This window comes from Leptospira gomenensis (genome assembly GCF_004770155.1).
Taxonomy (GTDB): domain Bacteria; phylum Spirochaetota; class Leptospiria; order Leptospirales; family Leptospiraceae; genus Leptospira; species Leptospira gomenensis.
The window spans coordinates 139,657-152,741 of record NZ_RQFA01000028.1 but is presented as its reverse complement, the minus strand read 5'-3'; the positions used below and the strand labels follow the sequence as shown (position 1 = coordinate 152,741).

Annotated in this window: 9 protein-coding genes and 1 pseudogene; 5 read left to right on the top strand and 5 right to left on the bottom strand. The window is 47.4% G+C overall.

Annotated elements, in window-relative coordinates; genetic code table 11:
- Positions 1-179 precede the first annotated feature (179 nt).
- The 4 genes and pseudogenes from EHQ17_RS06450 to EHQ17_RS06435 all read left to right on the top strand — a co-directional run.
- Positions 180-1,098: pseudogene (locus tag EHQ17_RS06450) on the top strand (catalase); the annotation flags it as partial.
- Between the two features lie 346 nt (positions 1,099-1,444).
- Positions 1,445-4,198, top strand: coding sequence for a PAS domain-containing protein (locus EHQ17_RS06445; RefSeq protein WP_135592575.1), 2,754 nt, complete (start codon positions 1,445-1,447; stop codon positions 4,196-4,198).
- A gap of 237 nt (positions 4,199-4,435) precedes the next feature.
- On the top strand, positions 4,436-6,661 hold the full coding sequence (locus EHQ17_RS06440; protein ID WP_135592573.1) for a sensor histidine kinase: 2,226 nt from the start codon (positions 4,436-4,438) through the stop codon (positions 6,659-6,661).
- Between the two features lie 51 nt (positions 6,662-6,712).
- Complete coding sequence (locus EHQ17_RS06435) at positions 6,713-7,270, top strand: NADPH-dependent FMN reductase (RefSeq protein ID WP_135592571.1); 558 nt, start codon at positions 6,713-6,715, stop codon at positions 7,268-7,270.
- A gap of 8 nt (positions 7,271-7,278) precedes the next feature.
- On the opposite strand, the gene EHQ17_RS06430 is transcribed toward EHQ17_RS06435, so the two are convergent.
- From EHQ17_RS06430 to EHQ17_RS06415, 4 genes are all read right to left on the bottom strand, one after another.
- Complete coding sequence (locus EHQ17_RS06430) at positions 7,279-8,226, bottom strand: alpha/beta hydrolase (RefSeq protein ID WP_135592569.1); 948 nt, start codon at positions 8,224-8,226, stop codon at positions 7,279-7,281.
- 144 nt (positions 8,227-8,370) lie between these two features.
- Positions 8,371-8,733 carry a hypothetical protein gene (locus tag EHQ17_RS06425; RefSeq protein WP_135592567.1) on the bottom strand — a complete coding sequence of 121 codons (363 nt, stop codon included), beginning with the start codon at positions 8,731-8,733 and terminating at the stop codon, positions 8,371-8,373.
- Between the two features lie 66 nt (positions 8,734-8,799).
- On the bottom strand, positions 8,800-9,108 hold the full coding sequence (locus EHQ17_RS06420; RefSeq protein WP_135592565.1) for a hypothetical protein: 309 nt from the start codon (positions 9,106-9,108) through the stop codon (positions 8,800-8,802).
- Positions 9,109-9,233: 125 nt separating this feature from the next.
- Positions 9,234-9,860 (bottom strand): adenylate/guanylate cyclase domain-containing protein, encoded by a 627-nt coding sequence (locus tag EHQ17_RS06415; protein WP_135592563.1) that lies wholly within the window; start codon positions 9,858-9,860, stop codon positions 9,234-9,236.
- 304 nt (positions 9,861-10,164) lie between these two features.
- On the opposite strand from EHQ17_RS06415, the gene EHQ17_RS06410 reads away from it, so the two are divergent.
- Positions 10,165-11,604 (top strand): M20/M25/M40 family metallo-hydrolase, encoded by a 1,440-nt coding sequence (locus EHQ17_RS06410; RefSeq protein ID WP_246057431.1) that lies wholly within the window; start codon positions 10,165-10,167, stop codon positions 11,602-11,604.
- Positions 11,605-11,648: 44 nt separating this feature from the next.
- Here EHQ17_RS06410 and EHQ17_RS06405 read toward each other — a convergent pair whose 3' ends face one another.
- Positions 11,649-13,085, bottom strand: a complete 1,437-nt coding sequence (locus EHQ17_RS06405; RefSeq protein ID WP_425460681.1) for a di-heme oxidoreductase family protein — start codon at positions 13,083-13,085, stop codon at positions 11,649-11,651.

Sequence of the window (13,085 nt, the reverse complement as noted above, 5' to 3'; positions counted from 1 at the left end):
TTTAAAGAATATTATAATCTATTAAAGTTACTTATTGAAAACGGAGCGGATCCGAATTATCGAAATCCAAAGGGACAGACGAAATATTAGTTTTTCTTAATGTTTGGTCGAACCGAAATTTCGGATCTTCTCCGGAATTCCCGAGAACGACGCCGCGGAAGGACGGCAGCGTTTAAGTTTCCTTCGATACGGAACGAGATCCGAGAGGTTGTGCGGTTAAGTTTTATACGGAACAGGGAATGTGAAATCTTGTAGGAAACAAGACTCCCGCTTTTTTCGAACGAGATCCTCTGAAGTTTCCCGATTTTATTCATTCCCAAAAACGCGATCCGATTTCCGGTTATAAAAATCCTTTCCGTATGTGGGATGATTGGGCCGAATCTCCGGAAGACTTACATCCGATGACGATTCTCTTCGGCGACAGAGAAATTACGGATTGATATCGTTTTTTAAACGGTTACGGAAGGCATACGTTCGGACTTTGAAATCCCAAGGAGAACGTTTTTGGGTGAAGTTTCATTTCAAATCGGCGAAGGGAATCAAAAATCTAACCGGAGAAAAAGCGGCCGCGTTAGCCGGAATCGATCCGGACTACGCGACGAGGAATCTGTTCGAAGCCATCGAACGGAAAGAATATCCGAGATGGAGGTTCTGCGTTCGGATCAGGCCGGAAAAGGATGCGGAAAACTACCGATTCAATCCGTTCGAGCTGACGAACGTATGGTCGCACAAGGATTATCTCCGGTAGAGGCGGGCGTGCCGGAGTTGAATTCCAATCCGAAAAATTATTTCGAAGAAGTCGAACAAGCGGCGTTCTCTCCTTCGAACATACTCCCGGAATCGGAGCCTCTCCCGATACGATGTTACAGGGAAGATTGTTCGCATATCCGGATGCGCAAAGATATAAACTGGGAGTCCAGTATCAACGGCTTCCCGTCGATAGACCTAAGAACGAAACGAACGTATATCATCGGGACGGAAGTGTGAAGTTCCTTCACGACGGGGATTACGATAACTATCGGCCGAACGGATTCGGCGGACCCGTTAAAGTCACCTACGTGGACGGAACCTCCGCTTAGAATTTCGGGAGACGAGGATCCTCGATAAAATCGTTAAGCGAAATGATTTAAATCGAATTCTATCTTTGTCGGCGTATTACTCCGTTTTCTTCGAAGGCGGAGTAATACCTTTTTTTCGTGTTCGCGAGCGGTTTTGTCATACTTTTGAACGAGTTATTTCTTGGATCCGATACAACTTTCACCGATTCGTTCCGCCTACATCACGACCGGAATCGATTTTAGAAAATCGTAAAATCAATGTTAGAATACGGAGTCAATCAGAGTCTCATTTCTCGTTCCCTTCTAAAGCTCCACTTTTGTACGTTTGTGCTTGTTCCGATGGAATACGGATTTTTTTTTCGATCTAAAATCTTTACGGATTAACGATGTATACGTCAAAACGACCTAGGCAATTTCTACAGGTGGAGATTCGCGCCGCACGCGCGGACGAGCTAAAAACGATCCTATCTTCCGTTCCGTATCTCGCCTTTTCCTTGGAAAACGTGACATCCTACGAAGACGTATGGGATAAAATACGATGCGGCGGATACGATCTCGTTTTTTTCGACGATCGTGTTTCCGATCCGAAAGAACTCGAAAGGTTGAGACGATATCGTCTCGAAGGAGGAGGAAGCCAGGTTGTGTTGTTGACCGACTTTTCGGACCTTGACTTTCTTCGTAGTATGTTTTCCTTCGGAGTATCGGATTACCTTCGCTACGAAACGTTGACTCCTGAAGTTTTGGAAAGAACGGTCCGCCATTGCACACAGGTAATGGATTCGAGCATAAAGTCTTTTGAATATTCAAAAAAAATTGATAATCTATTGTCGTTTCAGTCGAAACTGAATTCCTCAGAGCTCGGATTTCCGGAGTTCTACGACTTCATCGCGGATAACATCCGGGACCTTTGCGACTGTCAATCCGTACTCGTCGAGATCCTAAAGGAGGATCGTTTCGTATGCGCGGGTGGTTCGGGAAACGGGACAAGGTTTAGCGGTTTCGAATTCCAGTATAAAAACGATCTTTCGTCGGGTGTGATCGAATCCCGCTCCACGATTCGTATCGAGGATTTCGAAACGGATCCCAGATTGAACCGTGATCAGACTAAACTCGCGACAGGAAGATCGGGAGTCGCCTTACCTCTTTACTTTTTGGATCGCCCTCTAGGAGTTCTGAAAATTTTTTCCTCCGAAGCCTATACGTTTTCGAAAGACGACGTCAAAATCCTGGAACTTGCGTCTTCCATCACGGGGGGGATCCTTTATGAGCGAGGGCTTTTGGCGGAATTAAAAGAGAAAAACCTTTCGATCACCGAAACCCAAACGATCGCCAAAATCGGAAATTGGAGTTTGAATCTCGAAACCGGCAATTTCGTCTGCGCCGAAAATACCCGAAGGATCTTCGGGTTGGAACAGTCCTACGAATTCGATCCGGAAAAACGGGAGGATCCGTTCGTTTTCGTTTTAGATCGGGATCGGGTCGAAAAATTAAGAAAATATTATATTAAAAATTCAGAATGTTATGAGATCGAATACAGGATAGTCAATAAGGAAGGGGGGACTTTTCGCGTCGCCGAAAGGGCCAGGGTATATAGGAATCGCGAGGGTAAGGCGGTGCGTTTGGAGGGTACGTTTCAAGATCTCACCGGTCTAAGGAATTCCGAGGAAAGTCTTAAATTTCTCAAAACCGGCGTGGAAATGTCCGAGGACGCTTATATCGTCTCCGAATCGGTTTGGACTCAAGGAATCGGACGCAAGATCATCTACGTAAACGAAGCGTTCGTGAAACTTACTGGTTACAAACGCGATGAGGTGTTGGGAAAAAGCGCCACCCTTTTGCAAGGACCCAAAAGCGATCCTAGGATCGTGGAGCGTATCCAGGCTTCGCTCGGATTGATGACGTCTTTGAAAGAGGAGATCGTCATCTACGATAAGGCGGGTCGTGATCTTCTGGTCGATATAGGTATTTATCCGATACGCGACGAGTTCGGCTCCGTAACACATTTTATTTCCATAATACGGGACATCTCGGAAAAACGAGTTCACGAAAACAAGTTAAGGCAATCGCAGAAAATGGAAGCGGTCGGTCAGCTCGCGGGAGGAATCGCGCACGATTTTAATAATCTGTTGAACGTTATACTCGGAAATTTGGAGATCCTGCAGGTCAATCTTAAAACTCAGCCGGAACTTTTGAGGTGGGTGAGATCCGCGTTAGACGCCATTCAGAAGGGAGTCGATTTAAACCGAAGACTTCTTTCTTTCGCTCGGGAACAACCCGTTAATCCGGAAACACTCGACGTAAATTATCTGATCCGCGAATTCGTGCCGATTTTATCGAAAGCGAGGACTGAAAATCATCGTATCGAATACGATCTTTCTCCGATACCGATGTTATGCAGTTTGGAGAGGGGAGGTTTGGAAAACGCCCTTCTGAATCTCGTAATCAACTCCAAGGATGCCATGCCCGAGGGAGGTGTGGTCCGTATAAGGACGGAATTTTTAAAGGTCGGGCCCTCTTCGAATTTTTTCTTCGCCGACTTGGAAGAAGGAAGTTACTGTCTTTTGACCGTTACCGACGGAGGAAGCGGAATGTCCGAAGAAACCAGACATAGATTGTTCGAACCTTTTTATACGACGAAAGGAGGAAAGGGGACGGGTTTGGGACTACCGATGGTTTATTCTTTCGTAAAACGTTCCAAGGGAAAGATAGAAATCCTCTTCGAACCGGAAGGCGGAACGACGTTCGCAATTTTAATTCCCGTGATTTTAGGAGGGGACGATCCTACCGTTTTCGGATGCGCGCGTTCCGAAAAGGTGATCCTCGTTTCCGACGACGCGGTTTATTCGGAGATCGCGTCCGCATTTCTGAAACGTATGGGTTGTAAGTTTTGGACTACGGGGGACGCGGCCAGAATTTTTCCCCTCATCGAGGAGAATTCGCCGATCACCTGCGTAATGTTAGACGCTTCCGTTCCCAACGCTGATCTCGCGATAGAACGTCTTTCCGAAAATCCTTCCGTTCGTCTGATTCGATTTGGCAAGGAAAATTGCGGAAAATCGATTTCTATTCCGAGACCGTATTGTATTTCAGAATTTTCTAAACTGTTTCAGAACGGTTTGCGATCGCACGTCACCGTTTAAAAAATCCGATCCGTCCGCGGAATCCTTTCCTCCGATCGGGAATGTGTTCGAAATTCGAATCGAAATCGAACGAGTGTGAGTTCCGGCGGATCGGGGGATTTTTGCGTCTCCTTTGTCAAATCGGCGGAATTTTTTCCGATTCAGGAAAATTCTGCCTATATGCGGATCTTAAACTCCTTCTCCTTTTCGGCTTGACCGAGCCTTGCGCAGGTTCGAGAATACTTTCATCTTTGTTTCATGATTCATATTCTTCAAACGATCCTAGAACAGGCGCGCGCCGGTTATTGGGAAAGAAATATCAGGGAAAACCGGAGTTATCTGAGTCCGGCGTGGAAGTCGATGCTCGGTTATACGAACGAAGAATTGAACGATTCCATCCTGGATTGGGAGGATCATATCCTTCCCGAAGATCTTTCGACCTATCAAAACGAGTTTCAGAATTATCTTCTTTGTAAAGACGCACAACGTCCTTATGAAGTGGACGTCCGTTTACGGCATAAGAACGGAGAGATCGTCTGGTTCAAGTGCACTTGTAAGGTAGTAGAGCGTGACCCGTCCGGAGAACCGACCCTCATGCTCGGCACGTATTTCGACGTCACCGAATCCAAACGCACGCAAGCTGATCTACAACATACGGCGGATCGTCTCGCCTTGGCGACTCGAATCGCCAAGGTCGGAATTTGGGATTTTGATATTATCGAAAATCGTCTCGTTTGGGACGACGCTATGTTCGAATTGTACGGTATGGATCCGAAATTTTTTTCGGGTCGTTACCAGGATTGGGAATCCGGTTTGCACGAAGAAGATCTGGATCGTTGTAAACTGGAATTGAAGGCGGCTTTGGACGGCGAGGCGGAATTCGACACCGAGTTTAGGGTAGTGTGGCCCAACGGAGAGATCCATCATATCAAGGCGATCGCGATCGTTCAGAGAACGGCCGCCGACAAACCGTTTCGTATGATCGGTACGAATTGGGACATTACCGAACATAAAAATTCGGAAATGGCACTCAAAGAAAGTCACGAACTCAACCGCGTTTTTATCGAAAAGGCGCCTTCCGCGATCGCGATGTTCGATACGGATATGCGTTACTTGGCTGCTTCCAGACAATGGCTTACCGATTATCATCTGGAGGACGAAGAGCTCCTCGGTCGATCTCATTACGACGTCTTTCCTGAAATCGGCGAGGAATGGAAATCGATTCATAGGGAATGTCTTCAAGGAAAAGTTTTACGAAAGGAAGAGGAGGCTTTCGTAAGAAAGGACGGAACCGTTCAGTGGATCATCTGGGAAGTTCGGCCTTGGTATGTTTCCCAGAACAAAGTCGGCGGCATTCTGATGTATACGGCCGACATCACCGCGTTAAAACGAAAAGAATTAGAAAAGGGAAAACTGGAAGAGATCCTCAATCGGACCAATGAAGCGGCGCAGATCGGCGCCTGGGAATTGGATCTTGCGACGAACACGCGTGTATGGAGTAAGGTTACCAAGGATATCTTCGAGGTCGCCGAAGATTACGTTCCCACTGCGGAGCAAGGAGCCCGTTTTTTTAAAAACGAAAAGGAAAGACAAAAGGCGACGGACGCGATCGAAACATCGATCAGGACGGGAAAGCCGTTCGATTTGGAAATCGAAATCGTAACGGCCAAGGGAAATTTTGTATGGACCCGCTCGATCGGAAAACCGGAATACGGACCCGACGGAGTTTGTATCCGGATTTCGGGAACCTTCCAAAACATCCAAGAACAAAAGCAGAAAGAGTTGGCGCTCCAGAGGACGTTGGATATAGTCAAGGAGCAAAACGAGCGTCTATTAAATTTTGCTCATATAGTTTCGCATAATCTCAGGTCGCACGCCGGAAACATAACTATGTTGTTGAAAATTTTGGAGGAATCCCAAAACGAAACGGAAAAAGGGGAGGTGATCGGTTATATCACCAAAGCCTCCGACAGTCTTATGGAAACCGTTCTTAATCTGAACGAAGTCATTTCGATTCAGACGAACAAAAATCTGCAGAACACTGAAATCGGTCTCCGCGATTACATCGAAGGCGCGTTGCGTTCCATTTCGGCCGAAATCCAAAGGTATAAGGTGAAGATCAACAATCTGGTTCCGGAACGGATCCGCATCTTCTATAACGCGGCTTATATGGAAAGTATTCTTCTTAATTTTTTGACCAACGCCGTCAAATACAGACATCCGGATAGGACTCCGGAAATCACCCTTAGCACTTCCTACGAGAAAAACCGTCTGATCCTGAGTATCGCCGACAACGGATTGGGAATCGATATGAATCGGTACGGCGAAAAGTTGTTCGGGATGTATAAGACCTTTCACAACAATCGGGACGCTAAAGGAATCGGTTTGTTCATTACGAAAAACCAAGTCGAAGCGATGGGGGGCAAAATCGAAGTGGAAAGTCGGTTGAATTTAGGGACGACGTTTAGGATTATTCTCGTATAAATTTCTTTTTTTTTAAACCGAACTTCTTCGATTCCATTCTAATCTTTACGTATGAAAATTCTCTCCATTTCCGGAAGTATTCGTTTTGAATCGAACGCGTCGGCGCTTTTGCGCGCGATCGCCAAAATAGCCCCGCCCGAAATGGAGATAATCACCTATTCGGGGTTAGACGATTTACCGCATTTTAGCCCGGATCGGGATGGGGATTCATCGCCGGAATCCGTGAAAGTATATCGCGAGGCGCTTAAAAACGCGGACGGAGTCATTCTCTGCACCCCCGAATACGCTCACAATCTGCCTGGTGTTTTAAAAAATTCCCTGGATTGGGTCGTGGGTTCGGGGGAATACGTGAACAAACCGGTGATGGCGCTCGGGTCCTCTCCTTCCTATCAGGGAGGTGAAAAGGCGCTTCGGTCTCTGCTTACCACGTTACGCGCCATGAACGCCGGCGTCGCTGAGGAATGTTCGTTTCCGATCCCGCTTTCCAGAAGACAATTGGACGAACGCGAGGAGTGGAAAGAAGAAGAGATGCGTAAAAAAATCAAGGACGCGTTAGTCGCCTTTGCCGAAGAGATTCGAAAATCGATCCGAGATCGGGAAAACGTATAGAAGATTTTCTATTTCCGTTTCGAACCCCGAATTTCCTTTTTGAAGGACTTCTTTTTCCCGGAAGGGGAGGTTGCGGTTTTGGGTTTCGCGACATTTTTGGAAGATTTGTTTTTTTCGGATTTTCCATATTCCTTACGTTTCGAAAGGTCGCTTCGCTCATGAGAAAGGGACGGTTTCAGATAACGTAGGATACGATTCGCGACGTTTTCCCAACCTACGTCCAACATCATATCGTGTCCCATATTCGGAAAAATCTCCGCTTCGGCTCCGTAGAGTTTCGCAGTCCGTTTCACCTCCCAAGGAGGAAAAAGACGGTCCTTTTCTCCTCCGAGTACGAGAAACGGAGTTTTTATCCGTTTCGTTTTCGGTAGACGGAAAAGAAGCATGTCCAAAAAAGCGAGGAAAGATTCGTTCTGTATTAGAGAAGCGTAATAGAACGCCTTCTCTTCGCTTAACGATTTAGAGAATAAAAGTTCTTGTGCGAGTTTGGGTTCTTCCACGATCGGAAAAAGGGAGAGTGTTCCGATCATCCGGAAAAAACGGATCGGATGTTTGAGCAACAACTCGAAAGTGATTCGAAAAACCCCGTGCGGCGGAACGCTCGCCAAAAGGACGGCCTTCGGTACGGAACGGGTCTCCAAAAATTTCTGAACGACAAAACCGCCCATCGAATGGCCGATCAAAACGGTCGAATCGGGAAGCTGATCGAGCACTTCCCTTACGTCGTCCGCGTAATCGCGAATCGAGTTCCATCGGAACGATCCAGGGTTCGGACTTTTTCCGTGACCTCTCAGATCCAGGGAATACACGTCGAATCCCGCCTTCTGAAAGTAAGGAACGAAATTCTCCTTCCAGCACCAGGCCCCGTGCCAAGCGCCGTGAACGAAAAGAATCGGAACGTTCTCCGAGCCTTTCTGCGATTTGACGGAAGAGGGATGGAATTCGTAGTGCACCATAGGAGATCGGATTTTCGCCGATACGCTCCGTTCATCAACGAAAAAACGAAACGATTCCCGAAAGGAATCAAAAATGTATAGGAAGGAAAAACTTCCGAAACGAACCGGAACTAGGATACGATTCCAGGTTCCGCCGAACATCGTTTAGGCGGAAGGGAATAGGAATTCGTGCCGTGAAAAACGTCCTTCCGTAAATACGTACCGTTCCGATGTTCCGTTTTCGAACGTTACGATCACGTGATGTCGATTCCGATCGGTAAGTTTACCGAATAATTTCGGGGAAGAGAAAGACCCGGAATCGGAAGTTTCCGATAACGACGCAGTGACGAAAATTTCGTCCCCGTTCTGTTCGATTCGGATCGTCGCAGGAAGTTCTCCCGAGGAGGTGTGCACCCGGGTTTCGTACGAACCGGATAAATCGGGTAAGGGGCCGCTCGTAAAAACGGAAGGATTCTGTTTATAACGCGGCTGTTCGGAGGAATTTCCGAAAATTCGAAACGGATTCATGGATCAGTTTTGTTCGGATTCTAAATACGAGACAATACAAAATCGAAACGGAATTTCGTTTCGCCGTTAGCGGGGACATTTTTTTTCGTAGGAATTCCGCACCAAGGTTTCTCCCGTACCCGCCAGTTCCCGATACAAACGGATATTGATCTTATAGGTTTTTTCCGCCGCTTCCAGTTTGCCAAGACAAATGGAAACCTCTTCCGACTCGGCACCCGAAGAGCGTTCCAACGTTTCGCATTCGCATTTGGTTTCTCCGAGGACCGTCGCGTGTTGTATCAACGTTTGTAATTGGGAATCGGGTTTGGTTTTACAACGTAACGCCGAGAGAAGGACCAACGGCAATACGAAACGGACCAAAACCTTCGGGGACATACGAATAAGAGAAACGGATTTCGGTTTCGGTCAAGGGATATCGAATCGAACGGTGCGAAACGGCGTAGGGTATTTCACCCTACGAAGCGCAACTGGTCTTGATTAGTATATTATGAAAATTTAATTTAATCTCCGTAGATGAGACGATAACTTTTCGGCGTTCCCGGAGGAGGATCATTTATTTCGACGAATTTCAGATTGCGATCGAGCACTCTTTCAAAAACGGATTGAGTCACTAAAATTTCGCCCGCTTCGGCGGTGTCCTCTCCGAGTTTGCTCGCGGTATTTACTTCCGAACCGTAAACGTCCGAATCTCCTATCTTTAACACTTTTCCGAAACCGAGTCCCACGCAGAGGAGCACTTTTTCCTCCGGTAATTTATCCGCGTTGTAGGAAATCAGACTTCGTTGCATTCGGATGGCTGCGTCGATTCCCTTGCTTACGTTTCGAAAGATGACCAGAAAACTGTCCCCTTCGGATTTTAAGAGGATTCCGTCGTTCTCTTCTATGACCGGAATTAGAATACGCTCCGACTCGTGGATGGTTTGCAAAAAGTGTATGATGCCGAACTTTTCCACACCTCTGGAAAATCCCGAAAGGTCGGTGAACATCACACACCATTCTTCTCCGAAAAGATCCCAGATCCTCTGATCGATATTGGTTTTATCAGCGCCGGGTTTGAGTCTTTCCTGAATCAATTTTTCCAATCGGTCTTCGGATGCTCCGGTTCCGATGGTTCTGCGAAACGACATGAATTACCTCTTTTGTTGAACTTCCGTTTTAGGATGAATTTTCCCTTCGAAGGAATCCGAAGTTTTAGGAAAGAATTTCTTTCTGTCAAGGTGAATCTTACGAAACGAGTTTTGCCGTAAGCGGAACACTTGAGGACGTAGTGTTTTTTCGTTTTTCGTATAGTTCCGTAAGGGAGTGGTTACGGATAGAATTCGATTTTTTGGATCGATTTCCTCGGATCTCGTCGTATCACTGGTTTCTTTGCGGGGGGTTCTTCGGCCGATCCGGATCGAACGGACCCGAGGCGAACGTTAGGAGAGTTCGGTGAAAAAATTATTTCTTAGTTGTATCGTCGTTTACGTTGTGATCGGTTGTTTTTCTTCCTCTCCGATCAGAATGATGGAGTTAAAGCCGATCCCTTCTTCCGTGGATTGGAACCGAAGGAACGAAGAATCGGCCAAAATACTTCGGGATTTGATCCGAATCAAATCGGTTCGTTCGAACGAACTCGAAGTGGTTTTGTATCTTCAGAAACTTCTTCAAAAGGAAGGCATCCCTTCCAAAATCTACGCTTCCAAAGAACATCCAACCCGTGCCAACTTGGTGGCGGTTTTGGAACCTTCCCGTCCTTCCGGTCGTAAGGGAATCATTTTGGGAAATCATATCGACGTTGTCGAAGCGGACGCGTCCGAGTGGAGCGTTCCTCCGTTTGAAGGAAGGATCGTGGATTCTAGAATTTACGGAAGAGGAGCCTTGGATATGAAAGGTCTCGCGGTTATGCAGTTGACGGCCTTTTTGGAATTGAAACGTTCCAAGATAGAACTCGATCGTAAGGTGATGTTTTTGGCTTTGGCCGACGAGGAAAGCGGAAGTATGTTCGGAGCACGTTATATGATACGGGAACACTCGGATCTTTTTAAGGATTACGAATGGATGTTAAACGAAGGAGGAGTTGCGACGAAAGACGTTGGGATTCCCGGTGCGACGATCTTCAACATACAATACGCCGAAAAAGGAAATCTTTGGTTGAAGTTGAAGGCGAAAGGAACGAGCGGTCACGGAAGCGTTCCGATCGCGGAATATTCGGCCCTCAATCTAATCCGCTTTTATGAAAAGGTTTTGGAGTTCGACACTTCGATACGGATTACGGACGAAACGAGCACTTATTTTTATCAACTCGGTTCCGCGGCCCCGTTTCCCACTTCCTTCTTTTTAAAGAACGCTTCCAATCCTCTGATTCGACCTTTACTTTCCGGAACTCTGCGTAAGAACAAACACCTTTCGGCAATGACGACCAACACCAAAGCGATCACCGGAATCCGTACGGGAGAAGGGGACGGATACAACGTGCTCGCGGGGGAAACGTTCGGAAAACTGGACGTTCGTGTTCTTCCCGGCTTTGATACTTTGGAATACGCGGAAAAAATCAGGGAGATCGCAAAACCGTTCGGAATCGAAGTGGAAATTTTCGACGAGATCGGCCCCGATCTTTCCCCTTTGGACGACGAGTTGTTTCAGATTCTCGCGAACGTTTCCGTATCTAAAATTCCTAAAAGCGTCGCGGCTCCGTTTTTGTCCGCCGGAAAGACGGATAACGCGCGTTTTCGTAGGATCGGAATCCGTTGTTACGGACTCAATCCCGCGATTTTGGAGGCCAAGGATACGGAAACCCTCCACGGAAAAGACGAGAATATCAGTTTAGAAAATCTTAAATTAGGTTCTATGATCCTTTTCGAAACCTTGTATCGGTTCGCCGGACCATAGACGATTAAAGCCGGCGGAATTTCCTTCTCCGCTGGCGTCCGTATTTATAGGGATTGTAGGAAGTTGATAAGGTGTGTTCGTTGACGGACGTCCAGTTTGAGGATTCGGTTTTTACTTTCCTCGGCTTCTCCTCCGTGCCAAAGAATCGCCTCCATCAAATTTCTCGCCCTTCCGTCGTGAAGATAACGGGTATGTCCGTTTACCGTTTCCGTTAAACCGACACCCCAAAGAGGCGGGGTTCTCCATTCCCTTCCGTCGGCGTTTTCCTCCGGTCTATTGTCGGCAAGTCCTTCCCCCATATCGTGCAAAAGCAGATCGGTATACGGACGTATTAGCTTTTCCGAAAGTTCCGGAAAGGCTGCCGCACCGGTGACGAGTTTGGGAACGTGACAGTGGACACAACCGGACCTAAAAAAAATCTTCTTTCCGAGAAGGACGCTCGGATTGTCCGCCTTTCTCCGTGCGGGAACCGCGACAAGACGCATGTAATTCGTGATCGAATCGATTTTCGCCTGCGGAACCTCCGGCGAACCTCCGTTTGCTGCGTTTTGGCATTGTGTCTGGGCGACAGAACAATTTTCCGTCGGGAACAAAGGAGACGTGATTCCCAAATCGCCTAGAAACGCGGCCGAATTTTGTCGGACTAGATCCGAGTTGCCGGCCTTCCAGCCGAATCTTCCCAATGTCCGACCGCTTCCGTTTGAATTGATCGCGTAATTGGGTCGTCCTGAAATTCCGTTTCCGTCGGAATCCTCCGGGTCGGCCAACGATAATAGGGTCGCTTCCGAGATCGCCTCCAAAAGTCCCAACCCGATCACCTGTTGCGGAATACGAACGGAAGTTTTAACTCCCGAAGACATTGCCCCGTATCCTAAATTCGAAAAATTTAAATTAGGAAAACGTAAACTAAATTCGGATCCGTCGTCGAAACTCCCTTTTATTTCCTGATACGTGAGAAAGGCGTCGCCTTCCTTCGCGACTCCTGCGACGCCGTTAGGCTGAAACTGACCGCCGTATTTCGGTTCGGGAGAACGCGAATCCGCCCCGACGCTCAGACGAACAAGACTAACCGTTAGGTTTTCGCCGTCTTCTTCCAAGGCCCTACCGTTTCCTACGTGACAGGAAAGACAGGAATTGGCGTGAAACAACGGACCCAGTCCGTCTCGATCCGGAAGCGACGCGGAAAATCCAGGAGTCCAAGGAACTTCGAACACGGCTTGTCCTACCGTAAATTCCGAAATGGAACTCAAAGGAGCGTTCTGCGCGAATTGTCGAAAGGCGGCGGTTCCAAATTGAAAGCTGGTCATATCCGGACCGCCTTGGTATTCCTCACCTTCTTCGTATTTCCATTCTTCCGTAAATGACAAACCTGCCGCTGCGACAAGGGCGGCCGAAATACAGGTTTTTTCAGAATTTCCGAAACAGGATCTAGTTTCGATTTCGAGATCGGGAATTCGGACGCAGGATAAAACCAGAATCAA